Source organism: Streptosporangium sp. NPDC051022, from assembly GCF_040683035.1.
GTDB lineage: Bacteria > Actinomycetota > Actinomycetes > Streptosporangiales > Streptosporangiaceae > Streptosporangium.
The window spans coordinates 1-23,798 of sequence record NZ_JBFBCF010000013.1 but is presented as its reverse complement, the minus strand read 5'-3'; the positions used below and the strand labels follow the sequence as shown (position 1 = coordinate 23,798).

At 71.4% G+C, this 23,798-nt stretch carries 21 protein-coding genes; 8 read left to right on the top strand and 13 right to left on the bottom strand.

Translation table 11 applies throughout. The features are described from left to right. Together AB0N02_RS21700 and AB0N02_RS21695 are read right to left on the bottom strand one after the other, a co-directional pair. Positions 1 to 993: an ABC transporter substrate-binding protein gene (locus tag AB0N02_RS21700; RefSeq protein WP_363949277.1), complete on the bottom strand. Its 993-nt coding sequence runs from the start codon at positions 991 to 993 to the stop codon at positions 1 to 3. A 26-nt stretch (positions 994 to 1,019) separates the two neighbouring features. Beyond that, entirely contained in the window at positions 1,020 to 2,588 is a 1,569-nt protein-coding gene (locus AB0N02_RS21695; protein WP_363949274.1) for an amidohydrolase, read from the bottom strand. Positions 2,589 to 2,699: 111 nt separating this feature from the next. On the opposite strand from AB0N02_RS21695, the gene AB0N02_RS21690 reads away from it, so the two are divergent. Then, positions 2,700 to 3,575, top strand: a complete 876-nt coding sequence (locus AB0N02_RS21690; protein WP_363949271.1) for a LysR family transcriptional regulator — start codon at positions 2,700 to 2,702, stop codon at positions 3,573 to 3,575. A 139-nt stretch (positions 3,576 to 3,714) separates the two neighbouring features. Next, entirely contained in the window at positions 3,715 to 4,908 is a 1,194-nt protein-coding gene (locus AB0N02_RS21685; protein WP_363949269.1) for an amidase, read from the top strand. A 3-nt stretch (positions 4,909 to 4,911) separates the two neighbouring features. Here AB0N02_RS21685 and AB0N02_RS21680 read toward each other — a convergent pair whose 3' ends face one another. Continuing rightward, on the bottom strand, positions 4,912 to 5,952 hold the full coding sequence (locus AB0N02_RS21680) for an AsnC family transcriptional regulator (RefSeq protein ID WP_363949266.1): 1,041 nt from the start codon (positions 5,950 to 5,952) through the stop codon (positions 4,912 to 4,914). Positions 5,953 to 6,155: 203 nt separating this feature from the next. Here AB0N02_RS21680 and AB0N02_RS21675 point away from each other — a divergent pair, with 203 nt between their 5' ends. Continuing rightward, positions 6,156 to 6,848 carry an amino acid racemase gene (locus AB0N02_RS21675; protein WP_363949263.1) on the top strand — a complete coding sequence of 231 codons (693 nt, stop codon included), beginning with the start codon at positions 6,156 to 6,158 and terminating at the stop codon, positions 6,846 to 6,848. Positions 6,849 to 6,976: 128 nt separating this feature from the next. Here the strand turns inward: AB0N02_RS21675 and AB0N02_RS21670 are convergent, their stop codons facing one another. From AB0N02_RS21670 to AB0N02_RS21645, 6 genes are all read right to left on the bottom strand, one after another. Further along, positions 6,977 to 8,368 (bottom strand): MFS transporter, encoded by a 1,392-nt coding sequence (locus AB0N02_RS21670; RefSeq protein ID WP_363949261.1) that lies wholly within the window; start codon positions 8,366 to 8,368, stop codon positions 6,977 to 6,979. A 49-nt stretch (positions 8,369 to 8,417) separates the two neighbouring features. Next, a complete protein-coding gene (locus AB0N02_RS21665; protein ID WP_363949258.1) occupies positions 8,418 to 10,244 on the bottom strand; it encodes a glycoside hydrolase family 15 protein in 1,827 nt (608 codons plus the stop codon). A gap of 247 nt (positions 10,245 to 10,491) precedes the next feature. Then, positions 10,492 to 11,826 carry a Dyp-type peroxidase gene (locus AB0N02_RS21660; RefSeq protein ID WP_363949256.1) on the bottom strand — a complete coding sequence of 445 codons (1,335 nt, stop codon included), beginning with the start codon at positions 11,824 to 11,826 and terminating at the stop codon, positions 10,492 to 10,494. 22 nt (positions 11,827 to 11,848) lie between these two features. Continuing rightward, complete coding sequence (locus tag AB0N02_RS21655) at positions 11,849 to 12,097, bottom strand: hypothetical protein (RefSeq protein ID WP_363949253.1); 249 nt, start codon at positions 12,095 to 12,097, stop codon at positions 11,849 to 11,851. A gap of 149 nt (positions 12,098 to 12,246) precedes the next feature. After that, positions 12,247 to 13,818 carry an alpha/beta hydrolase gene (locus AB0N02_RS21650; protein WP_363949250.1) on the bottom strand — a complete coding sequence of 524 codons (1,572 nt, stop codon included), beginning with the start codon at positions 13,816 to 13,818 and terminating at the stop codon, positions 12,247 to 12,249. Positions 13,819 to 14,193: 375 nt separating this feature from the next. Then, positions 14,194 to 14,724 (bottom strand): MarR family transcriptional regulator, encoded by a 531-nt coding sequence (locus tag AB0N02_RS21645; protein WP_363949247.1) that lies wholly within the window; start codon positions 14,722 to 14,724, stop codon positions 14,194 to 14,196. Between the two features lie 153 nt (positions 14,725 to 14,877). On the opposite strand from AB0N02_RS21645, the gene AB0N02_RS21640 reads away from it, so the two are divergent. Further along, complete coding sequence (locus AB0N02_RS21640) at positions 14,878 to 15,252, top strand: DoxX family protein (RefSeq protein WP_363949245.1); 375 nt, start codon at positions 14,878 to 14,880, stop codon at positions 15,250 to 15,252. A gap of 88 nt (positions 15,253 to 15,340) precedes the next feature. Here AB0N02_RS21640 and AB0N02_RS21635 read toward each other — a convergent pair whose 3' ends face one another. Then, a complete protein-coding gene (locus AB0N02_RS21635; protein WP_363949243.1) occupies positions 15,341 to 16,159 on the bottom strand; it encodes an alpha/beta hydrolase in 819 nt (272 codons plus the stop codon). Between the two features lie 439 nt (positions 16,160 to 16,598). Here AB0N02_RS21635 and AB0N02_RS21630 point away from each other — a divergent pair, with 439 nt between their 5' ends. After that, entirely contained in the window at positions 16,599 to 18,161 is a 1,563-nt protein-coding gene (locus AB0N02_RS21630; protein WP_363949241.1) for an FAD-binding oxidoreductase, read from the top strand. Between the two features lie 120 nt (positions 18,162 to 18,281). Here AB0N02_RS21630 and AB0N02_RS21625 read toward each other — a convergent pair whose 3' ends face one another. Next, positions 18,282 to 18,419 (bottom strand): hypothetical protein, encoded by a 138-nt coding sequence (locus AB0N02_RS21625; protein ID WP_363949239.1) that lies wholly within the window; start codon positions 18,417 to 18,419, stop codon positions 18,282 to 18,284. 87 nt (positions 18,420 to 18,506) lie between these two features. On the opposite strand from AB0N02_RS21625, the gene AB0N02_RS21620 reads away from it, so the two are divergent. Continuing rightward, a complete protein-coding gene (locus AB0N02_RS21620; RefSeq protein WP_363949238.1) occupies positions 18,507 to 20,123 on the top strand; it encodes a DHA2 family efflux MFS transporter permease subunit in 1,617 nt (538 codons plus the stop codon). Positions 20,124 to 20,140: 17 nt separating this feature from the next. On the opposite strand, the gene AB0N02_RS21615 is transcribed toward AB0N02_RS21620, so the two are convergent. Next, a complete protein-coding gene (locus AB0N02_RS21615; RefSeq protein ID WP_363949236.1) occupies positions 20,141 to 20,341 on the bottom strand; it encodes a ferredoxin in 201 nt (66 codons plus the stop codon). A gap of 27 nt (positions 20,342 to 20,368) precedes the next feature. Further along, positions 20,369 to 21,580, bottom strand: coding sequence for a cytochrome P450 (locus AB0N02_RS21610; protein ID WP_363949233.1), 1,212 nt, complete (start codon positions 21,578 to 21,580; stop codon positions 20,369 to 20,371). 368 nt (positions 21,581 to 21,948) lie between these two features. Here AB0N02_RS21610 and AB0N02_RS21605 point away from each other — a divergent pair, with 368 nt between their 5' ends. Both AB0N02_RS21605 and AB0N02_RS21600 read left to right on the top strand, forming a co-directional pair. Continuing rightward, positions 21,949 to 22,578, top strand: coding sequence for a helix-turn-helix domain-containing protein (locus AB0N02_RS21605; protein ID WP_363949230.1), 630 nt, complete (start codon positions 21,949 to 21,951; stop codon positions 22,576 to 22,578). Between the two features lie 500 nt (positions 22,579 to 23,078). After that, positions 23,079 to 23,798 (top strand): DUF4158 domain-containing protein (locus AB0N02_RS21600; protein ID WP_363949228.1); only part of this gene is annotated, 720 nt, incomplete at its 3' end.

Genomic DNA, 23,798 nt, shown 5'->3' with positions numbered 1-23,798 from the left:
TCACTTACCGCCGTTGATCACAGCGGACTGCACGGCCAGTTTCTCCAGGTTCCAGGCCTTGAGCAGCTTGCCGTACTCGCCGCTCTGGATGAGGGAGTCCAGCGCGCCCTTGACGGACTCGATGAGCTCCTTGTTGTCGGGCTTCATCCCGATTCCCCAGGGGCTCTCGGTGCCTTCGAGCGCGACGGCCTCGACTTCGAGCTTGGGGTCGGCGGCCTTGCTGGCGGCCACCACGTAGTCGGTGATGGTGGCCTGCGCGCGCCCGCCGCTGACCTGGAGCAGGGCCTCCTGGTCGCCGGGGAACTTCAGGATGTCCAGCGCGGCCTTGCCGTCCTTCTTGCAGTCGGCGTCGTACCGCTCGGCCAGCTCCATCGAGGAGCCGTTGTCGACGACGGAGACCGTCTTGCCGCAAAGGTCCTTGGGCCCGGCGATGCCGGCCGGGTTGCCCTTCTTGATCAGCAGTCCCGCGCCCGCCCGCACGTAGTCGACGAAGGTGACCTGGCCCTGCCGCTCGGGGTTGTCGGTCATCGAGGAGATGACGAAGTCGTAGCGGCCGGTGAGGACGCCGGGGATCTGCGAGTTGAACTCCTCGTCGGTGATGGTCACGTTGACGCCGAGTTTCCTGGCGATGGCCCTGGTCAGGGCGGGGTCGAAACCGATCGCCGTCTTGCCGTCACCGGCGAAGATCTCCATCGGCGGGTAGCCCATGGAGGAGACGACCTTCAGGCCCGCGGACCTCACGTTCGCCGGCGCCTTGGCGGCGAGGTCCTTGTCGGGGGTGATGGCGTTGATGACGTCGGCCGCCTTCTCCTCGGCGGGGGCCGGGTCCAGGACGACGGCCGGCACTGTGGCCGGTGTTGTGGCAGACGCTGCGCCCTGTGCCGGGGCCGCCGTGCCGGGCGTGCCGCCCTCGTCCAGGGACTGGGCACCGCAGGCCGCGGTCGCGGCCAGCAGCGCGCCGGCGGCGAGCGTGGTGAGGATCCGGGTGTTCACGGGGGGTGCTCCTTCAAAGAGGTGGTTCAGGAGTGCTGCCAGCGGACTTCGCCGCCGACGACGGTCGTCAGGACCTTGGTGCGCAGCACCGCGTCCGGTGACTCCGCGAAGGGATCGGTGTCCACCGCGACGAAGTCGGCGAGTTTGCCGGGCGCCAGGACGCCCTTGTCGTCCTCCTCGCCCGCGGCGTAGGCCGCGCCGAGGGTGTGGGCGGTGAGGGCCTCGCCCATGCTCAGCCGTTGCTCGGGCTGCCAGCCGCCGGCGGGGGTGCCGTCGACGCGGGCACGGGTCACCGCGGCGTACAGCGCCGCGAAGGGGTCGGGGTGCTCGACCGGGGCGTCGGAGCCGAAGGCCAGCGCGACGCCGACGTTCAGCATCCCGCGCCAGGCGTAGGAGGCCAGTTCGTGCCCGGCCAGCAGGGAGTCGACCAGGTCGATGTCGCTGGTGCAGTGCACGGGCTGCATCGAGGCGACGATGCCCAGCCGGGCCATCCTGGCCAGGTCGCCGGGCCGCAGGTGCTGGGCGTGCTCGATGCGGTGGCGCAGCCCCGCCGTACGGCCGACGGCCTCGTAGGCGTCGATGACCAGGTGGTTGGCCTGGTCGCCGATGGCGTGCGTGGCCACCGCGATCCCGGCCCCGGCGGCCCTGCCGAACAGCCTGACCAGGTCCTCGTACGGCGTGACCGCGATGCCCGTGTTGTCCTGCTCGCTGGCGAAGGACTCGCTCATGTGGCAGGTGTGCGAGCCCAGCGCCCCGTCGCTGAAGATCTTCACGGGGCCGGTGCGGAACCAGTCGTCGCCCTGCCCGGTGCGGCGGCCCTCGGCGATGGCCGTCTCCAGGTGGATCATCGGGATCGCCTTGTGCACGCGCAGTTTCAGCTCACCGGCCTCGCGCAGCTGCAGGTAGGCGGCCCGGCAGTCCTCACCGTCGATGTCGTGCACGCTGGTCAGGCCGAGGGCGAGCAGTTCCTCCTGCGCGGCGCGCAGCAGGTCGCGCAGGTCGGCGGAGACCATGAGGTTGCGCAGCGGGTAGGAGGCCGACTCGCGCAGGATGCCGGTGGGCTCCCCGTCCGCGTCGCGGACGATCTCGCCGCCCACCGGGTCGGGGGTGGTGGCGTCGATGCCGGCCAGCCGCAGGGCCGCGGAGTTGGCCCATACCGTGTGGCCGTCCACGCTGGGCAGCGCGACCGGCAGCTCGGGGCAGACCGAGTCCAGCGCGTACCGGTCCGGTTGCGCCGGCGGATCCCAGGTGTTGCTGTTCCACCGGCCGCCGAACAGCCAGGCGCCCGGTCTCAGCCGGGCCGCGTGCGCGGCCACCCTGGCCAGCGCGTCGTCCAGGGAGCGCACGTCGCGCAGGTCCACCGCGCCCAGGCTCTGGGCGTACTGGGCGGTGTGGATGTGGGCGTCGTAGAGACCGGGGAGCACCGCGGCGCCCTCCAGGTCGATCAGCTCCGCTCCCGGGCCCGCGGCCTCGCGCACCTGCGCCTGCGTGCCGACGGCCAGCAGCCGCTCGCCGTCCACTGCCATGGCCTGGGCCAACGGGTTGCCGCTGTCTCCGGTGTGGATGGCGGCGTTGCGATATACGCGGATGCTCAATGTGACTCTCAGGGATTCGAGGTGACGGTGGCCATCACTGTAGGAGTGGCAAAAAGAAGACGGAAGCGCTATAAACACGACATTTAGCAGCGCTGAGAGCAAGGAACTCTAATGCTGAAGCCCGAGCACCTGCGCACCCTCTGTGAGGTCGTCCAGCTGGGGTCCTTCGCCGCGGCCGCCAACCGGCTCGGCTACACCTCCTCGGCCGTCTCCCAGCAGATGGCCGCGCTGGAGCGGCAAACGGGCGTCAAGCTGTTCGAACGCTCCGCCCACAGCGTGCTGCCCACCAGCGCCGCCGAGGTGCTGGCCCGGCACGCCGAGATCGTGCTCCTGGACCTCGAGCGCATGGTCACCGCCGTCCAGGCCGTGCACAGGAACAGCGAGCGGCAGATCCACTTGGGCATCTTCCCCAGCTTCGCCGACGTGCTGACCGGCGTCCTGCGGGAGATGGAACCCGCCGAACGCGCCGGCGTCAGGGTCTCCGTCGCCGAGTGCTCCCAGCTCATCCCGCGCCTGGGCGCCGGCGGCGAGATGGACGCGGCGATCGTCTACCAGGTGGGCAACGCCGGCCTGTCGTGGCCGTCGGCGCTGGGCCGGCGCTGGATCGCCGAGGACCGCTACAAGGTCGTCCTGCCGCGCAGCTGGCCCGACCTGGCGCCCTACCGGGTCGAGCAGCTCGTCGACCTGCCGTGGATCATGCACCATCCGGCCAGCAGCGACGCCTCCTTCTTCGACGCCGTGTTCGCCCGCTGGAGCCTGCATCCCCGGGTGGTCTGCCACTCCGACGACTTCAAGATCACAATGGACATGATCGGGGCGGGGATGGGGGCGGCGCTCGTCCCCGACCTCGCGCTGCGCGGGCACGGCCCGGACGTCGTGGTCGCCGACGTGCCGTGGCTGAACACCAGCCGCAGCATCTTCACCCTCGTCCACCCCGACCGCGAGACCGCCCGCCTGCGGTCCCTGCTGGACGCGCTGGCGGTCTGACCGGTACGGTCCTGCGCACCGCGGCGCGGCTCCCGCACGCCCCGGCGCCCCGGCGTCGCGCCCGGCCGAAACCAGCAGCTCCGCCGACCTTCGCCGGATCACGGGCGCGGCCCGGGCGGGCGTCAGGAGGTCCTTCACCGTGGAACACGAGGCGGCGGCCGCCGCGGCGATCGCCGGATCCGCCGAGGCCATCCGCCGGTACAGCGGGCACAACATCCTCATCGAGTCCGGTCCCGAACCGGTTCTCGCCCGGCTCGCGCGCCGAGACCGGCCGGCGCCCGCCACGGCGCCCGAGCTGCCGGCCTGGACGTTCGTGGTCAAGGACATGATCGACGTCGCCGGGCTCCGCACGACCCGCGGGTCCGTCCTGTACGGAAGCCAGGAGGCGCTGACCACCGCGCCGTGCGTCGAGTCGCTGGAGCGCGCCGGGGCGCTCCTGGTCGGCAAGGCGAACCTGCACGAGTTCGCCTGGGGCGTCACGAGCGAGAACCCGCACTGGGGCGACGTGCGCAACCCGCGCCACGCGCACCTGGCCCCCGGCGGGTCGAGCGGCGGTACGGCCGCCGCGCTCGCCGCCGGGATCGCCCGGTTCGGCCTCGGCACGGACACCGGCGGCTCGGTACGGATCCCGGCGGCCTGCTGCGGGGTGGTCGGCCTGCGCCCGAGGGCCGGCCGCCTGCCCGCCGAGGGGGTCGCCCCCCTGGCCCCGATGTTCGACGTGGCCGGGCCGATGACCACGTCGGTCGCCGACTGCGCGCGCGTGTGGCGGGTGCTCTCCGGGGAGGCGGCCGAGGCGCCGAGCTCGCTGTCGGGAATGGTCGTCGGCGTGGCCGAGGGCTGCGCGCAGGCCGGGGAGTTCGCCGACCTGGGGGCTCGGGTGCGCGAGATCGACCTGCCGTACGGGATCCTCTCCCCGTACTGGACGATCGTGGGCGCGCAGGCCCGGCGCACCCACGAGGCCACCTACCCGGCGAGCGCCGCGAGCTACAGCGCGGGCGTGCGGCGCAAGCTGGACGACGCCGCCGGGATCGACCACCGGGAGTACCGCCGGGCCGTGCGGGAGCTTTCGGCCTTCCGCGCCGCCTTCGCCGAACGGATGTCCGGCGTCGACGTCCTGATCACACCGACGCTCGGCGGCCCCGCGCCGCGGGCCGGGTGTGACGAGGCGGCCGTCCGCGGCGAGGTCGGCCGGATCACCGCCGTCGTCTCCGCGCTCGGCCTGCCCGCGCTGGCCGTCGGGGACCTGCAGGTGGTGGGGCGCGGCGAGGCCGACGTGCTGCGGGCCGGCCTGTGCCGGGAGGCCCGTGGCGGCGCGATCCCCGAGCCGCGCTGAGCCTCACCCGCGCGGCGCCAGCCTCCAGGGGTCGACCGGGACGACGTCCGTGCAGCGGCCGGAGGAGTCCAGGAGGCGCCCGTAGAGCTTCGACTGCCTCAGCACGATCTGCCGGTCGGCGATGGTCACGTGCGGGAACCGCTCCTCCAGGCGCACCACCAGCGGGTGCAGGTCGGAGACGGTGTGCAGGCCGACGGTCAGGAGCATGTTGCGGGCTCCCGCCAGCGCCGCGCACGTGCGCGTCTCCGGCCAGCCGAGCAGCGCCCGGCCCGTCTCCTCCAGCAGCCCGTCCGGCATCCGCAGCCACAGCACCGCCGAGGAGTGCCAGCCGGCGTACGAGCGCGCCAGGTCGCAGCGGAAGTCGATGTCGCCGGTCGCGACCAGGCGCGAGAGCCTGCGCTGCACCGTGCGCTCGGACACGCCGACGGCGCCGGCGAGCTCGGTGTAACCGGCGCGGCCGTCCGGGAGCAGGGCCTTGAACAGCAGCCGGTCGACCTCGTCCATCTGCCTGGTGGGCTGCGCCGGTCCGGGCCGCCTGGCCAGCGCGCCGGCGGCCCGGGGCGGCAGCACGCGCAGCCGCCAGCGGCACGAGGCCTCGAAGACGCGCGTGGCGACGTGGGTGCGCACCTTCGCCACCCCGGGCACCCGCGGCAGATCCGTCAGCAGGTAGTCCGCCAGCGCCGGCATCGAGGCGGCGGCGGCGATGACGAACAGGTCGTGACCGGCGGCCAGGTGCTGCACGGTGATGAGATGCCCGGCCCGCGCCAGCCTGTCGGCGACCTCGACCGCCGCGCCCGCCGCGCAGTCGATCTCCAGGAACGCCATGCTCATCGCGTGCATCTGGCGCCGACCCAGGGCGACGGTGGTCCACGCCTCCCCCGCGTCGTTCAGCCGCTGCCAGCGGCGCGCCGCCGTCACCGGATCCGCGCCGATCGCCGCCCCGACGTCCGCCCAGCTCGCCCGCGGGTTGATCTGGAGGGCGTCGATGAGTTCCAGGTCCGTCTCCGACAGCAACCGCCGAGGCTCGATGCCGGAATCCTGCACATTCACTCCTTTGGTGGCAGATTGCTGCGTCTGAGCACCGGGATCACCTTATACCTCGATCCTTGTGCGGGCGGCCGACCCCGGCCCCTGACTCATCCCCTGACTCATCCCCGCCTCCGTCACGAGGGAGAGGACCCCTTTTCGATGACTCGGCTCCGCGACCGCGGCCCGGCGCCGGCCGCCGCCTCCCCCGGCGGTACCCGGTGAGCGGGACCCGGCTGGTCGGCGTCCTGGGCGGCATGGGCCCGGCGGCCACCGTCGACTTCTACGGCAAGCTCGTGGAGGAGACGGCGGCCACCTGCGACCAGGGGCACGTGCCCGTCGTCATCTGGGGCGACCCCCGCGTCCCCGACCGTTCCCTGAGCCTGCTCGGCGGCGGCGAGGACCCGACCCCGTACCTGCGGCGCGGCATCGAGGCCCTGAAGCGGGCGGGATGCGAGGTGCTCGCCGTCCCCTGCAACACCGCCCACGCCTTCGTGCCGCACCTGGCCGACGAGGCCGGGCTGGAACTGGTGAGCATCATCGAGGTCACGGCCGACGCCCTGGCCGCCGACGGCGTCCGCGCGGCCGGTGTGCTGGCCACCTCGGGCACCCTGCGCGCGGGTCTGTACACCGAGGCCCTGCGGCGGTACGGCGTGGCGGCGATCGAACCGGACGAACCCGGCCAGCGGCAGGTCATGGCCGCCATCGGCGCCGTCAAGGGCGGCGGCGCCCGGCCGGCCCACCGGCGGGCGCTGGCCGAGGTCTGCCGTTCGCTGGCCGACCGCGGCGCCGAGCGGATCGTCACCGCGTGCACCGAACTCGTCCTGGCCCTGGACGGCTCCCGCCTCCCCATGCCGGTTCTCGACCCCGCCCGCCTGCTGGCCCGCCGGGTCGCCGCCCTGGCACTCGGCTGACACGGACGCACCGCACCCTCCGCCTCGCCCCGGCCCGGCCCGGTCGGGCCCGGTCGAGCGGCCGTGAGCCGGGCGAGGACCGCTTCACGGCCGCGCCGGTCTGCGCCGGTCGCCGCGTCCGGGGCCGGTCAGCGGCGTCCGGTGACGGCGGGCAGGCGCGTCGCGGCGGCGAGGCCGATCAGGGCGAGGACGGCGAGCGCGGTCATCGCCAGGACGTAGGACCGGTTTCCCGTGGCCAGCCCCGAGACCAGAATCGTGCCGGCGATCGCCGTGCCGAACGACGAGCCGAGATTGGACACACTGCGCGACAGCCCGGATATCTCGCCCTGAAGTCTCTCGGGGAAGCTGGACTGCACGATGTTGACCGAGGGGGTCAGCATCACTCCCAGCCCCAGGCCGATCAGCAGGAGCCCGGGCGCGAAGGCGACGGCACCCGGCGAGACCTTGACCAGGGCGAGCAGGAGCACGATCCCGGCCAGGGTCATGATGAAGCCCGTCAGGATCAGGGCTTTCTGCGAGTGCCTCCTGGCGAGCCGCTCGGCGGCCAGGGACGAGAACAGGACGCCCAGGGTCGCCGCGGTGAAGATGACGCCCGTCTCGATCGCGTTGTATCCACGTACGGTCTGGAGGAAGACGGCCACGACGAACGACGTCCCCATGAGAAGCAGCCACTGGATGTTCTGCGTGACGAGGCCGAGATTGGACGTGCGGTTCCTGAACAGCCCGGTCGACAGCAGCGGCTCCTTCCCCGCGCGTTCCCGGGAGCGGATGTGGAGGAGGAACCAGACCAGGAAGGCGGCTCCGATCGCGACGAGCACCGCCGTGAGCACCAGGTCGTTACTGGCCTGCAGGATCCCGAACACCACGAAGAACATGCCGACCGCCGACAGGACCGCCCCCGCCGTGTCGAAGGGGCGCGTCGGGTCCGGCGCCACGGGGTCGACGATCCGGCGGCTGAGAAAGATGATCGTCACGACGACCATGGTCTGGAAGACGAACGCGGCCCGCCAGCTGATCGCCGTCGTGATGAGGCCTCCGATCAGCGGTCCCGCCGCGGCGCCGATGCCTCCCAGCCCGCTGATCACGCCGAAGGCCCGGGCACGCGACGGAAGATCGCTGAACGCCAGCGTCGCGAGGATGTAGACGGGCGGGATCAGCAGCGCCGTGCCCACGCCCTCGAGTACCGAGTTGCCGAGGATCAGCACTCCGAGGCCGGGTGAGAACGTGCTGAGCAGGGCGCCGGCCCCGTACAGGATGAGGCCCGCGAGAAAACATCGTTTGCGGCCCCAGCGGTCGGTCAGCTTGCTGCCGGGGATCATGAGGATCGCCATGATGAGCAGGAACAGCGTGATCGTGGTCTGCACGCCCTTCACGGTCGTGTTCAGGTCCTCGCTGATGTCGTTGATCATCACGTTCATGTTCGAGCCCGCGAAGCTGCAGATGAACTGGGCGAGGGCGAGCGGTACCAGGGTTCTCCGCGAGGCGGCGGCCGAGCCCGGGAAGGCGGGAGTCCCGGTCACTTTCTGCTCCGCTCACCGGCCGCAGCGGCGGCGGAGCGGGCGGCGGCGATCACTTTTCGGCCTGGTCGAGCTGTTCGTCGAGCGCCATGGCGGCGGCGACGAGCGCGAGGTGGGTGAAGGCCTGCGGGAAGTTGCCGAGTTGCTCGCCCGACGGGCCGATCTCCTCGGCGAACAGGCCGACGTGGTTGGCGTAGGTGAGCATCTTGTCGAAGGCGTACCGTGCCTGGCGCAGCCGTCCGGCGCGGGCGAGGGCCTCGACGTAGAGGAAGGTGCACAGGTTGAAGGTGCCCTCGGAGCCGCGGAGCCCGTCCGGGGAGGCGTCGGGGTCGTAACGGTAGACGAGACTGTCGCTGACCAGTTCCCGGCCCATGGCGTCCAGGGTGGTCAGCCAGGCCGGGTCGCGGGGGGAGACGAACCCGACGCGGGGCATGAGCAGGAGCGAGGCGTCCAGGACATCGGTGGCGTAGTGCTGGACGAACGCCTCCCGCTTGGAGTGCCAGCCGCGTTCGACGATCTGGTTGAAGACGGTGTCGCGGACGGCCGCCCAGCGGGTCAGGTCGGCGGGGCGGGAGTAGGCGGTGGCCATGCGGATGCCGCGGTCGAAGGCGACCCAGGTCATCAGGCGGCTGTAGGTGAACTCCTGGCGTCCGCCGCGGGTTTCCCATATGCCCTCGTCGGGGCGGTCCCAGGTGTCGGCCAGCCAGTCGAGGAGACCGGCGAAGACCTGCCAGCCGTGGAAGCCCCCGATGTCCTGGGCCTGGGCCAGGGCGTCGGAGGCCTCGCCGTAGATGTCGAGCTGGATCTGGTCGGCGGCGGCGTTGCCGGCCCGGACCGGCGCGGACTTCTGGTATCCCTCCAGGTGGCCGAGGACCTCCTCGGTCAGGTTGGGGTCTCCGTCGATCCGGTACATGATCTGCAGCGGCTCCCCCGAGGCGGTTCCGCCGGCGTCGAGGCGGTCTCGCAGCCAGTGGCGGAAGGCCTGGGCCTCCTCGACGAAGCCGAGGTCGATCAGGGCTCTGACGGACAGGGAGGCGTCGCGGATCCAGGTGTATCGGTAGTCCCAGTTGCGCTCGCCGCCGATCTGCTCCGGCAGGCCCATGGTGGCGGCGGCGATCGGCGCGCCGGTGGGCGCGTAGGTGAGCAGTTTGAGGGTGATCGCGGCACGGCAGACCATCTCCTGCCAGCGGCCCCGGTAGCGCGATCCTCGCAGCCAGCCGAGCCAGAAGTCCTCGCAGGCGTGGACGCTGTCGCGCACGTCGCCGCCGGTCAGGGGGGTGACGGCGAGCCGGCCTCCGCTGTCGGCGGTCAGGGTGACGGCGACCGCCTCGTCGGCGTGGAGGGTGAAGCGGGCGGTGACGTCGCTGCCGTCCGGATACAGCGTGATGGGGGTGCTGGTCTGCAGGTGCAGGTCCAGCCCGGGGCCGCGGAAGAGGGCCGAGCCGTCGTCGAGGACGGTGAGGGTGTGCGGTGCCCGCCCGTAGTCGAACCGGGGCTGGCAGGTGAGGGTGAAGGGCAGGCTGCCGCGGACCACGCGGGCGACCCGTACCAGGCGGTGCCGGTCGGAGGGGACGGCGGAGGGGTTCGGCTCCATGAAGTCGGCGACCTCGCCGACACCGCCGGGGGCCATGAAACGGGTGACCAGGACCGCGGTGTCCGGCAGGTAGAGCTGCCGGACGGCGGCTCCGGCGGTGCCGTCCACGTCGGCGGAGAGCCGGCAGTGTCCGCCGCGCTCGCTGTCGAGGATGGAGGCGAAGACGCTCGGAGAGTCGAAGCGGGGCGTGCACCACCAGTCGATGGTGCCCGTGCTGGAGACGAGAGCGGCGGTCTGCAGGTCCCCGATCAGCCCGTGGTCCGCGATCTGTGGATAGTCGTTCATGGGTTCCTCCGTCATGTCGGGCGCACCGAGCGACTGGCGCCGGGGGACGGAGCGTCAATACAAAGCTAACTCCGCACGCGTCGCCGCATCACCCCTCCCGGCCGTTCCGGGGAGGAAGGGGGGCGTGACGGTCACCGGCCCGTGCGTCCCGGCGTCGGCCGTCCCGCGGCCGGGCGGTTCGGACGCCGCCACGCGTCCCGGGCGGTGCGGCCGCGGACGACGCGCCTCGGTGGCGCCCGCCGCGTCGTCAGCCGTTGAGATCACCGAGCCAGCCCATGGCGCTCAGCGAGGGCATGAAGCAGTACTCGCCGCCGCGGGTGACGACGAAGCGCGGCAGTCCTCGCAGGCGCCGCCGGAGCGGCCTGCGGGGGATGGTGAAGTCACCGTGGCCGTCGCCGGAGCCGACGACGGGGTCGCGGGCGTCGCCCGCGCCGAAGAAGACGCCGTCGTTCATCCACTCGGACTGGACGAACTCGAACTGCCGCCCCAGGTGCGCTCCGACGAAGGTGAACATCAGCCCGCGGTCGGCCCCGTCGTCCTCCAGGACCCCCTCGGGCAGCGGCGGACCGTAGGCGGTACCGCGCCTGATCATCCGGTGCAGCCTCGGCACACCCGCCACCGCCGCGTCGCGCGGGTTGCCCCGGCGGATGTGGCAGCCGCCGGGCGTGACGAATCCCGCCGGATCGTCACGCCCGTACAGGAAGGCGTTGTTGCGGCCGGGGTCGGCGCCCAGGCCGGGGTCGTCGCGGTCCGGGCTGAGCGCCAGCGGCGCGCCGCTGCGCCAGCGGCCCATGATCTTGGCGGCCAGCAGTTCCTCGTCCTCGGGGCCGGTGGAGTTGTCCCTCAGGTAGCGGCGGAAGGCGGCGACGCGCTGGTGAAGCTTACGGAAGGCCACGTAGGTGCCGTTGCGCCCCAGCACTTCGGGCTGCGGGGCCTGGACGCCGCCGAGTTCGTCGGGGTAGCCGAGCACGAACTCCCCGGCCCTGAGCGGTGCCTCCATCGGGTTGGATCCGGCGATGCCGCTGCCCTCGACGGCCGGATGGCTGATGCCGTCGCGGTAGCCGAACGGTTCGGTCTCGGTGGGCAGCGCGTGACAGTCCTGCCGCCAGATCGCGGTCACGCCGGGCAGGGCGTGGTAGGCCGGGCGGGCGCGGTCGACGGCCGCCTCCAGCCGGGCGCCGTCGGGGGCGAGGGCCACCAGGACCACGTGGACGTCGGGCGTGCCCAGCGGTGCCTCCCAGTTCTCCGGGGCGCTGTCGCCGACGTCGCCCAGTACCGGGGCCCGGGCGGCCATGCCCTGCCGGAACTCCCAGGAGAACGTCTCCAGCGACTCTTCCGGCACCCCCAGAGCCCTGAGACCGTGGTAGGTGAGCGCGACGCTCACCCAGGTCTCGCCCAGCGGGCTCGCCGTGTCGGCGGCCGAGGTCACCACCGCGCGCACCCGCCGCATCAGCTCCCGTCCGTGTGCGCGGTCGTCGATGCGGAACAGGATGTAGGCCGCCGCGTACGGGCTCGGCCGGGGGCTGAGGACCCCGCGCTGGATGTCGCCGAGTTCGAGCTCGGCGTGCGCCGGTGCGGTCACGGGCACCCCCTTTCCCCTGGCGCTACTTCGTCGGCGCGATGTTGCGCCAGAAGGCACGCAGGCTCTCGCCGCCGAACAGCGAGCTGAAGATCGTGGAGTCGGCCAGGAGCACGTCACCGGCCCGTTCCGCGGTGGGGGGGCATCCACAGGAACATGTTGAACTCGGTGTTGCCTGCCTCGGTGAAGGGGTGCGGCGGCCTGGACAGGTCGATCGGTGTCCGACCTGGCCGGTCTCCTTGGGGATGACCATCGCCTGCGGCGTGATGTCCATGCTGGTTCCTCCCTCGTCCGGTCAGAGGGGGAACGTGCCGGAAGGCGGCTGACAGGGGAGATTATCCCACACGGCGACGTCGGAGACCCGGACGGCGCGCCCCCTGCCGGCCTCGTCCCTGCCCCGCCCCACCACCCGGCCGAGGAGAGTCATCTGCCGCCGCGGGCGACGAGACAGGTGGAGTCCCTGTCCGGCAGGACACCGTCGACCAGGTACCGGTTGACGACGTCGTCGACGCACGCGTTCGGCGGAGCGAACAGCCCCGCGTACACCGTGTGCCGGAAGGCTCCGCGCAAGGTGACGAGGCGAGAACCGCGCAGAGCCCGGTGGGTGACCTGCTGGCCGGAGTAGACCGCCCCCGGGTCACCGTCGGCCCCCACCATCAGGAGCGGCACGTCGTTACGGACCCGGGTGGGAGGTTCGGCGGGGGCGGCCGGCCAGAACGAGCAGGGGGTGAGGTTGCGGATCAGCGGGCCGAACAGCGGCTCGTCGGCACGATGTGCCTGGATGTCGCGGTAGTAGGTCTCGGGATCGCGCGAGGCCGCCCGGTCCGCGCAGAAGATCGCTGTCTGGGCGCTGGCGGATCCGTCCGCGTCCGGAGAGGACAGACCGGTCAGAACCTGATCCAGAACCTCGGTGGGTGTGACCTCGGCCCCTCGGGCGGCGTCCCGCAGGACCCGGATGTCGGCGGCGAAACCGGCATAGACCTCCTCGCTGTCACCGGAGGTGACGGTGAACAGGACCATGGGCAGCACACGGGCGTCGACCCGGTGACCGCCGACGCGCAGCGGGCCGCGGTTGACGGCCTGGTTGATCCGGCTCACCGTGGCCAGCACCTCGGCCGTGGTCGCCCCCAGACGGTAACGGCCGTTGTGACGGGCCGCCCACGCCGCCCAGTTCTCCAGCGCCGCCGCCAGAGCCGGGCCCTGCGTGCTCGTCAGGTCGGGGCCGAACAACTCGGTGTTCACGGCGCTGTCCAGCACGACCCGATCGGCGCGGCGGGGGAACAGCTGAAGATAGACCGCGCCCAGATAGGTGCCGTACGACGAGCCGAGGTAGGACAGCTTCGCCTCGCCGAGAACCGCCCGCACCACGTCCATGTCCCGGGCCGTGTTACGGGTGGAGATGTGGGGCAGCACATCCCTGTGGACGGCGCAGCGGGCCGCCAGGTCCCTGGCCGTCGCCACGCCCTGGTCGAAAGTACGCCGATCCGGCCCGGCCGAACCGACGATGCCACTCGGCCACCCGCAGTTCAGGGGGCCGCTCCGCCCGACGAAGCGGGGGTCCATCCCCACCAGGTCGTAACGGGCCGCCACCGCGGGCTCGGCCTGCCTGACCTTCAACGCCAGATACATCGCGGGAACGCCGGGACCGCCCGGGTTGTACAGCAGCACCCCTCGCCGGCGCCGGGAGTCGGTGGCCTTCAGCCGGGACACCGCGATCTTGATGGTCCGCCCGTCCGGGCGGCTGTAGTCCAGCGGCACGGTGATCTCCGCGCACCGGGCCCCGGCCTCGTCCAGTTCCTTACCGCTCGCGTCGTCCGGGCCGGCCTGGCAGCCGCGCCAGACGACCTCCTGCCGCTGGAAGCGGGCCATCCCCTCTCCCGGGGCACGGCCGCCCTCCGCCCACGCCGTACCGGCCCCCGCCCGCGCACCCGCCACCGCGCCGCCCGCCAGGACCGCCATCACGGCCCCGGCCGCGACCGTCCTTCGCCCACGCATCACGTTGTCCTCCCGTACTGTGCCGAACACGACCGGCCCCGCGCGGACAACGTCCTGATGATCTCCGCGCCCCGGTTCGACGACAGACCCTAGGCCGCGTGAGCGGACCGGCGCGTCAGCCTCCGGTCTGGTTTCCCCCGCTCGCGCGCCGCGCGCGTCCCGCCTCGGGCGCCTGCCCGGCTCACCGGCCCTGACCTGCTGTTTTCCCCGGAACCGGCCCTGCCGGACACCTCGCCCGGACCGCCCCGCGTACGTCCACGGGCTGATCCGGTACGCCCCCGCCGTCTCTCTCCCACCGGATGGGACCTCCCTTCCGGCCCGTCCGGGAGTGCCGGGACCGTGCGGCCGGGAGGGGACGAGCGGCCCCGGCCGGCGTCAGGTGAAGCGTCCGGAGGGGCAGGAGCCGCCGGGGTCGATGGCGTTGCTGATCCGGTCGCCGATCTGGGCGAGCTGCCGGATCTGCGCCTTGGTGAGCGGGTCGATCACGTAGGTGCGGACCGCGTCGACATGGCCGGGGGCGGTGGCGACGACCTTGTCCCAGCCGCCGTCGGTGAGGATCGCGAGGGTGTAGCGGCCATCGGCGGGGTCGGGGGTGCGGCGCACCCAGCCGCGTTTCTCCAGCCGGGTGACGGTGTGCGACAGGCGCGACAGCGATCCGTCGGCGATCTCGGCCAGGTCGCTCATCCGCATGGTGCGCCCGGGACTCATCGACAGGCCCGCGAGCACCTGGTACTCGAAGTGGCTGATCCCGGCGTCGCGCTGCAGTTGCCGGTCGAGGGCGGCGGGCAGGCGGATCAGCATGCTGGCCAGCCCCAGCCAGGCCTGCATCTCCTCCTCCCCCAGCCAGCGCGACTCCTCGATCCGCTCTCCGGCCGGCTGCTCAGCCGGGTCCCGCGTTGCTTCCATGACCACCACCATAACTTGATTCGTCAACTCAACGGATCTCCGAATCACTTGACGAATCAACTAATTCAGGGGCAGAGTTCATTTGACGCGTCAAGTGAACGCGCCTGGCTCCAACGTGAACTCTCACGTCGAAATCCGAGGATCGAGACCCCGATGAACGTCGCACTGTGGATCGTCGCCGGCCTGCTGGCCGCCGCGTTCGCCCTGGCCGGGCTGATGAAGCTGGCCCAGCCGAAGGAGAGGCTCGCCGCGTCCGGCATGGCCTGGACCGAGGACTTCTCCGCCGTCGCGATCAAGGCGATCGGCGGCCTGGAGGTGCTGGGCGCGATCGGCCTGATCCTGCCCGCGGCGCTCGGCATCGCCCCGGTCCTCACCCCGCTGGCGGCGACCGGCCTGGCGATCACCATGGTCGGCGCGGCCGTCGTCCATGTCCGCCGCAAGGAGAACCAGGCGATCGGCGCCAACGTCGTCCTGCTGGTCCTCGCCGTGGTCGTCGCCTGGGGCCGCTTCGGCCCCTACTCCTTCTGACCTCCTTCCCCGGTGGTCTGGCCCCGCCCCCGGGGCCGGACCACCGGGGCGGCGAGACCCGCGCGCGCGACGAGCCCCCCTCCGGGCCTCAGGAGGCGCGGAGCACCTCGGTCAGCCGCCCGGCGAACTCCTCCGGCGCGTCGGTGAAGCTGTGCGCACCGGGGAACTCGACCAGCTCGACGCCGAGGCGCTCGGCCAGGACGGCGGCGGGCCGGTAGGGCAGATGCCCCCTGCTCTCCCGTCCCGCGGCGAGCACCAGCCGGTCTCCGGCGGCGCCGAGGGCGGTCATGTCGGGCAGGTAGGAGGTGAACTGCCGCAGTTCGTGCTCCATCATGATCGGCGCGTTGGCCATGAGCCGGGTCATCATCTCGGCGGCTCGCGGCGGCAACGAGCCGGGGTCCGGCAGGCCCTTCAGGGTGCCGCCGATGCCTTCCAGGAACCGTGCGGAGGCGGCGGCGAGCCCCCGCGTGCGGAAGAGGTGGTGGACCTCCTCGACGAAGGCCCGCTGCTCGGCCGCGTCAGGCAGTACGGCGAAGCAGGGCGGTTCGTGGGCGACGAGCCGCCGCACCCGGGAGGGGTGCCGGGCGAGAAGGTCGAGGCCGACGATGGCCCCGCTGCTGCCGCCGAAGACATAGGCGGGCCGGTCGGGGCTCACGACCTCCAGCAGCCGGAAGGCGTCGTCGCTTTGCACCTCGACCCGCTGGTCCACGGGGGCCGGATCGTCCAGGCGGCTGTGCGAGTAGCCGCGCGGATCCACCGTGACGAGCGTGAAGTGCTCGGTGAGCGGGCCGGCCATCACGTCGAAGACGGCCGCGTCACCGCCACCGCCCGGCAGCATGAGGAGCACGGGGCCGCCGCCGCCGACCTCGTAGTAGAGGCACGCGCCCGGTACCCGCAATGTGGCCATGTCATCTCTTTCCAGTCTTCGAGTGTGAGGCGCAACACGTCGGGCGCGCGCCTCTAGGAGGCGTCGGCGCCGGGGATGGCCGAAGCCGCCGGGGCCCGGGGGATCCGGCCGGCGGCCAGAACCCTTCACGGCGCCATATCTAGGAATACTAGACCTATCCTAGGAGCATTAGGCAAGTTCTAGGTCTCCTAACCGACCGGAACGCCTCGACGAGGGCGCCCAGCCGTACGGCCGACGCCCCCGGGGGCGATGGCGGTGAACGCCCGTCACACCATCGTACCGACACGGTAAGTAGCCGAGTCGGCACGGAGAGTTCACAATCGAGGTGTCCTGTTCCGCCCCCGAGGAGACCCCGCGCTCCCCATCGTGGGCCTTCGGCGTACCGCGGCGGGCCGGAGCGTCGTCGTGCGCGGCGGTGATCGGGGAGGGTGTGACAGCCATGAGGCCAGGCCGGCGGTCCGGCATCAAGATCTGCCCTGACGACCCTCGCTACGAGCCGCTCTGCCGTGGCTTCAATCCCAGATGGCGCGCGGAGCCCGACTACATCCGGCTGCCCAGGACGGGCGAGGAGGTCGGGAACGCCCTGCAGGAGGCCCTCGACGAGCCGTCGACGCCGGAGAAGTCGCGCATCACGGTGCGATCCGGCGGCCACTGCTACGAGGATTTCGTGTGCTCCCCGGACGTACGGGTCATCATCGACCTGTCACTCATGGACGGCGTCCAGGTCGACGAGGCCACCGACACCGTCTGCGTCGAGGCGGGCGTCACCAACGGGCACCTGTACAAGAAGCTGTACCTGCCGACCGGCAGAGCACTGCCCGGCGGCTCGTGCCCCTCCGTCGGGATCGGCGGCCACGTGGTGGCCGGAGGGTTCGGGCTGCTGTCGCGTCAGCACGGGCTCACCGTCGACTACCTGCACGCCGTCGAGGTCGCCGTCGTGGCGGAGAACGGCGAGGTCGAGCTGGTCACCGCCACCGCCGACGACACCGACCAGGCCCTGTCGGACCTGTGGTGGGCGCACACCGGGGGCGGTGGGGGCAACTTCGGCGTCATCACCCGCCTCTGGTTTCGTCACCTCCCCCGGGCCCCCAGGAGCGTCTTCCTCGCCACCGGCGGCTGGAAGTGGGAGCACGTCGGCGAGGCCCGCTTCCGGAGGATCGTGGAGAACTTCGGCGCCTTCTTCGAGCGGCACCAGGGCGGCCCGGACGACGAGTACGCCGACCTGTTCGGGATCCTGCTGCTGAGCCACGCCGGCCGCGGCGAGATCGGCCTGATCGCCCAGATCGACTCCGGGGTCCCCGATGCCCGCAGGCTGATAACCGGCTTCCAGCACGAGATCAACTCAGGCGTGGGGCGGGACCTGGATCCACTCACCGAGGCCCACGGGGAGTTCTCCTCCCTGGCCGCGCTGGGCGACCTCTTCACCGGCTCACACCAGCCCGCAGCCGTGCCCTGGACGGTGGTCGAGAAGGTCACGGGCGCGCCGCACAACGACCGGTGCGGCAAGCACAAGTCGGCCTACATGCGCACCCGCCTGCCCGAGGACCAGGTGAGCGCGCTGTGGCGGGGGCTGACCGGGGACAGGGAGGTCTCCCGCGACGCGGTGGTGCAGATCGACTCCTACGGCTCCGCGATCAACCGGCGACGGCCCGGTGACACCGCGACGGTGCAGCGCGACTCCGTCCTGAAGCTCCAGCACCAGGCCTACTGGCCGGAGGGACAGGACGGCGACGACCAGTTGCGGTGGATCCGCACGCTGTACCGGGACATGTATCCGCACGGCGTGCCCTCGCCCGGCCGGCACACGGACGGCTGTTACATCGGCTACCCGGACGTCGACCTCGGCGATCCGGAGTGGAACACCTCCGGCGTCCCCTGGCCGGCCCTGTACTACGGCACCAACTACCCCCGGCTGCAGCGAGCCAAGAGACGCTGGGATCCGAACAACGTCTTCCGGCACGCGCAGTCCATCGAACCACCGGACGGCGCCGTCCCGCTCTGACCGCTGCCCCCTCGACGACGAAGAACGGCCCGGACGAGCGGTCGCGCCGATGCGGGGCCACGAGAACAGACACGTGTTTTCCCCTCGACGAGCTAACTATCTAGCATGCTAGCATCCTGGTCATGGGGGGCGGAGGCCGAGCAGTTCGACGTGTCCCCGCAGGCAGGGCCGATCGGGCAGGTCAAGCATCACGCGATCGAGACGGGCGTGTCTGCGCCGGTCGCCGACGCGTCGCGCGCCCATCTCGACAAGGTCCACGGGCAACACCCCGGCGGGGCGCCGTCCGGCCGGGCGAAGCTCCCCGGGGAAGCGGATAGCCGATGAAAGGCGATGAAAGGAATGGGAATGAGCAGATGGCGTGGCGATCCCTGGGCGGTACTGCTGACGCTCAGCCTGGGATTCTTCATGACGCTGCTGGACCTGACGGCCGTCAACGTCGCCCTCCCCAGCATGATCGACGACCTGCGCGCGTCGCTGGACGAGGTGCTGTGGGTGATCAACGTCTACATCCTCGTCCTCGCCGCACTGCTGATCACCTTCGGCCGGCTGGGCGACGCGCGCGGCCCGCGCACCATGTTCGTCGGGGGCGTCGCGCTGTTCACGGTGGCGTCGGTGCTGTGCGGCCTGTCGCAGGATCCGGCCCAGCTCATCGCCGCCCGGGCCGCGCAAGGCCTGGGCGCGGCGGCGCTGATGCCGCAGACGATGACGATCATCGTCGGCACGTTCCCGGCCGAACGCCGGGGCACGGCGCTCGGCGTCTGGGGCGCGGTCGCCGGCGTGGCCACGATCGCCGGGCCCACGCTCGGCGGGCTCCTGGTCAGCACGGCCGACTGGCGCTGGATCTTCTTCGTGAACGTCCCGATCGGCGCGATCGTACTCACGATGGCCGCCACGCTCATACCGGACGTCCGACACGGCAACCGCCACAGGCTGGACGTCCCGGGCGTCATACTCGCCACGGCGACACTGGTGTGCCTGACCTTCGGGCTCACCGAGGGCCAGCGGTACGGCTGGAACGCCGGGATCTGGGCGCTGCTGGGCGGGGCCGCGCTGCTGCTGGTGGTGTTCCTGGCCCACCAGGGCACACGGCAGCACCGCGAACCGCTGCTGCCCTTCGTGCTCTTCCGCGACCGTGACTACGCGGTCATGAGCTTCGTGTCCGCGACCGTCCAGGTCGGGATGATCGGCCTGTTCCTGCCGGTGATGATCTATCTGCAGTCGGTGCTGAACTTCAGCGCGTTCGAAGCCGGACTCGTGATGGCGCCGGCGATGGTGGTGTCGGCGGTCCTGTCACCGATCGCCGGCCGGACGGCGGACCGGATCGGCGGCAAGTACGTCCTGATGACAGGCCTGGTCCTGTTCGCGGCCGGCATGGCCTGGCTCACCCTGGTCACCGATGTCGGCCGCGCCTGGTGGGAGTTCCAACCGGCTCTGATCGTGGCCGGGGCGGGCATCGGCTGCGTGTTCGGCCCGATGGTCACGGTCGCGATGCACAACGTCGAGCCGAGGATGGCCGGGGCCGCCTCCGGCGTGCTGAACACGATCCGGCAGATCGGCACGGTCATCGGCAGCGCCGCGGTCGGCGCCCTGCTGCAGAACCGCCTGGCCGCCTCGCTGCGAGACGAAGCGGCCAGGCGGGCCGCCGCCCTTCCGGCGGGTGTCCGCGACCGGTTCGTGGCCGGCTTCGACAACGCCGCCGCGAACGGCCTGGAGATCGGCGCCGGACGGACCGGGACGGCGTTCCAACCGCCGCCGGGAACACCGGCGAGTCTCGCCCACCACATCCAGCAGGCGGCGGCCTCCACCTTCGAGCACGGAGTCGTCCAGGCGATGCGGCCCACCCTGGCGCTTCCCATCGCCGTGATCGCGATCGGCGCCGTCGCCTGCCTGTCGGTACGGCGCCGGCAGGCCGGCAGCCCGCGCAACGCTCCGCAGGCAGCCGGCCTCGGCACCTCGGCCTGACACTCCGGTGCTGACCGCTAGCCGTCGTCCTCCACACGGATGGCGGCCGCGGGACAGACAGCGGCGGCCTCACGGACGGCGGCATGCCGATCCGCGGCCGGCTCAGGCTCCAGCAGGACAACGATGCCGTCCTCGTCACGCTGGTCGAACACCTCGGGCGCGATCAGCACGCACTGACCGGCACCGCAGCACCTGCCCTCATCGACGATGACCTTCACAGGGAACTCCTCTCCATTGACCCGGGGTCACCAGCGGACCGGGACCGTACGCAGACCGCCGACGGCCAGCCCCTCCACACGCTCCAGCTCCGCCACCGGCACGGCCAGCTCCAAAGTGGGCAGCCTGCGCAGCAACACCTCCAGGACCACCTGCAGCTCGGTACGGGCCAGCGCCTGGCCGAGACAGGAATGGGCTCCGGAACCGAAGGCCAGATGCGGGTTCGGCGTGCGGGTCAGGTCCATCCGACCGGCGGCCTCGAAAACACTCTCGTCCCGATTGGCCGCGCCCATGCTGCAGACCACGGTCGTACCGCGAGGCAGTACCGCACCGCCGACCTCGGCCTCCTCGCACAGGTAACGAGGCAGACCGAAACCGGGGTTGGCATCAAGACGCAACGCCTCCTCCACCGCCGTGCGAACCAGCGACGGATCGGCCAGCAGCCGCTCCCACCGGGTACGGTCGGCCAGCAACATGGCCACCATCTTGCCGATCATGTTGGCGGTGGTCTCGTGCCCGGCGACCAGCAACGCCATACCGGTGACCAGGATCTGAACGTCGGACAGCCCCCCGTCCTCAGGACCACCGGCCGCGATCAGCTCACTCAGCAGGTCCTCACCCGGCTCGGCGCGCTTGGCGGCGACGTGCTCGGACATGTACCGGACGAACTCCCCCTGGGCCGCTTCGGTCTCGGCCTTGCTGTAGCGGGTGAGGTTGAGCAGCGTGTCGGACCAGTACGAGAACCGGTCCCGATCGGCGGCGGGCACACCGAGCATGTCGCAGATCACGTAGACCGGCAGCGGGAACCCCAGACCGGCCTTGAGATCACCGGGCGCGCCACGCTCGACCATGTCGTCGATGAGCCGCTCGGCGATCCGGACCATGGCGGGCCGCAGCGCGGTCATGCGCCTGGCGGTGAACCACCTGCCGACCAGGCGCCGCCAGTGCCGATGCTCCTCACCCCCGTCGGGAATGATCCCCGCCAGCTGACCGCTGAACACGCCGTCGCCCTCGGCCGACAGCCGGGCCGCGTCGGGCGCGGTGAGCCGGCGGGTGAAGCGCGGATCGGCCAGCACCCGCTTGACGTCCTCGTAGCGGGTCAGCAGCGACGCCCGATCGCCACTGGGCAGCTCGACATGGGCCACCGGGCACCGCTCACGCAGTTCGGCCCAGTCAGCGGGCGGCTCCAGCGCCGCGTCGCTCGGAATCGGGTAGTTCAGAACCCTCTCGTTCACACTCATCGGCATCTCCTTGAAAGAGGTGGCCGGCCGCGTCAGACAGCGGCCGCGCCAACGATCGAAGTCCGCGCGGCACCGGCCGCGAACGGCACTGGCGCGAGCGGCCGCCGCGTCTCGAGACCAAGCAGGTCACGGGCCACGGCCACCCCCTGCTCGGCGGCATTGGTGCGATGCTCGACCGCATCGCGACGCCGACACCGGCCCCTCCCTGCCCCGAGCACGTCCGAGAACCCGCGGGTCATCGCGCGGCACCGGCGGCAGAACCACCGAGCCGCCCGCGTGACACCCACAACAGATAGTCAACTATCACATGACTCATGTCAGGATACTACCTCAAATGAGAGTCAGCTATTGGTTGCTATCCTGGAGCCGTGGCCACCGACATCCCCAAACCACTGCGCGCCGACGCGGCACGCAACTTCGAAAAGATCACACGAACCGCACGCCAGGTCTACGCCGAACGCGGCCCTGAGACCCAACTCGACGAGATCGCCCGCCGCGCCGACGTGGGCATCGCCACGCTCTATCGCCACTTTCCCGACAAAACAGCCCTACTTCGGGCAGCCCTCGACCAGGCCTTCGACGAACAGATCACCCCCGCCATCGAACAGGCCATGCACGACGACCAGCCACGACGCGGCCTGGCCACCGTCCTGGAAGCCGCGCTCTCCCTGGCCATCAACGAACGCAACATCCTGGCCACCGCCACCAACCTCGGCGCCGTCACCGCCGAAGCCGCCACCCGGTTCTTCGACCCGCTCACCCTGCTCGCCCGCCGCGGACAACAAGCAGGCGTCATCCGCGCCGACCTCGTCCCCGAGGACATCTTCAGAGCCATGGCCATGCTCATCAGCGTGCTGCCGACAATGGATCCCCACAGCGGCGGCTGGCGACGCTATCTGACCCTCATCCTCGACGCCCTCTCCCCCGAAGCCGCCACCCCCCTGCCACCGGCGGTCCCGCTACTGCCGCCGCGGCCATCGAACCTCCTGCGTTCCTGACACACCAGCAGACGGCCGCTGTCACCGCCTCCGTGGATCGTCAGGAAGTGATCCGTCCAGGTGGCGACGGCATGTACCGGAGTGTTGATCTTCACGCTCGGCCTCGGTGAAGACGGAGGTCCACCGTCTTGCGCATGCTCCGCGATCCTGACACCAGGACCGCCACCGGCACGGCAGGCGTCGCGGCGGGGTGACCTCACCGGTCCGCGCCCGCCTCTTCTCCGCGGAAGCAGAACCCGGTCAGGAGCACCAGGAGCAGCCCGCCGATGAGGCCCGGCACTCGGGTCGCCGTCACCAGGGGCAAAGTAGCTCTGCGTAATCGTGGTTCGAGTGACTCGCGGGGGTGGAAGCCAGCTTGAGACGGGAGTAATGTAACTGAGCGTTACGTCTCAGGTCCGCCACGTCGCGATCACAGCTCGGACATACCGGTTGGTAGTCGAGTGGTTACAAATCATGTTTCTCCTGCCCCTCCGTTAGAGGTCGGGAGAAAGGGTGCGGACATGCGACGTGGCTGGGAGTTAGAGGACCTGATCGAGTGCTGGACGCTGGATGAGGAGGAGTTCGCGCTACTGGCGAACAAGTCCGGGGCGACGCGGCTCGGCTTCGGGCTGATGCTGAAGTTCTTCGAGCTGGAAGCGAGGTTCCCTCGCCGGGAGGACGTGCCGCGCCCGGCGGTGGAGTTCATGGCGGGGCAGGTGAAGGTCGACGCGCAGCTGTTCGCCGCCTACGACTGGTCCGGCCGGACTATCAAGAACCACCGAGCGCAAATCCGGGAGTTCTACGGCTTCCGTGAGCCGACGGTAGGCGATGAGGACAAGCTCGCCGACTGGCTGGCCACCAAAATCTGCCCGGTGGAGATGTCGCGGGATCGACTGCGCGGCGCGTTGCTGGCGCGCTGCCGCGAAGACAGGATCGAACCGCCGAAGACTACCCGGATCGAACGCGTGCTGGGCGCGGCCGAGGCGATGTTCGAGCGGAACTTCACCGCCACGACCATGGAGCGTTTGTCGTTTGAGTCGGTCGGCAAGCTGGAAGAGTTGATCGTCGCCGAAGCTCCCTCGGCCGGCGTCCCGGCCGCCGGAGAGGAGGCCCCGGGAGACGGGCAGGCTCAGATCACCAATGGCGCTAGTGCTGCGTTCCTCATAGCCGGTAGACGAACGTGCGGCGCAGGACCCGAGGTTGAGGTGGTGGTCGCCCCCAGATCCAGGGCTGGGCGCGGG